The following is a 408-nucleotide window of genomic DNA, read 5'->3' on the forward strand; positions in this document are numbered from 1 at the left end:
AAGGTGCCGTTCAGGCTGTCGACCTTCATGCCTTCGAAGGCCTTGGCCACCTTGGCAGGCTCGGCCGACTTCGTCTGCTTGATGGCCTTGGCCAGCATGGCGATGCCGGTGTACGACGCCATGAGGTAGTAATCGTCGTTGTACTTCTTCTTGTAGCCCTCGACGATATCAGCGCCCTTGTAGCCGTCGTTGTTGACGTTCCAGTAGCCCACGTATTTCACATGATCTGCCCCTGCGGAGCCCATCGCTGTCGGCACGCCCGTGGTCGAGGCGTAGTACGTATAGAAGTTCGCGTTCAGGCCTGCATCCTTACCGGCTTTGATGAGCAGTGCCAGGTCGCTGCCCCAGTTGCCGGTGATGACGGTGTCGGCACCCGACGACTTGATCTTCGAGACGTATGGCGAGAAG

At 58.8% G+C, this 408-nt stretch carries 1 protein-coding gene; it reads right to left on the reverse strand.

The window, feature by feature from the left end; all coding sequences use genetic code 11:
* A partial coding sequence (locus C0Z19_RS27770) for an ABC transporter substrate-binding protein (RefSeq protein WP_158243074.1) occupies positions 1–408 on the reverse strand: 408 nt, incomplete at both ends.

This window comes from Trinickia soli, from assembly GCF_002879855.1.
Taxonomy (GTDB): Bacteria; Pseudomonadota; Gammaproteobacteria; order Burkholderiales; family Burkholderiaceae; genus Trinickia; species Trinickia soli.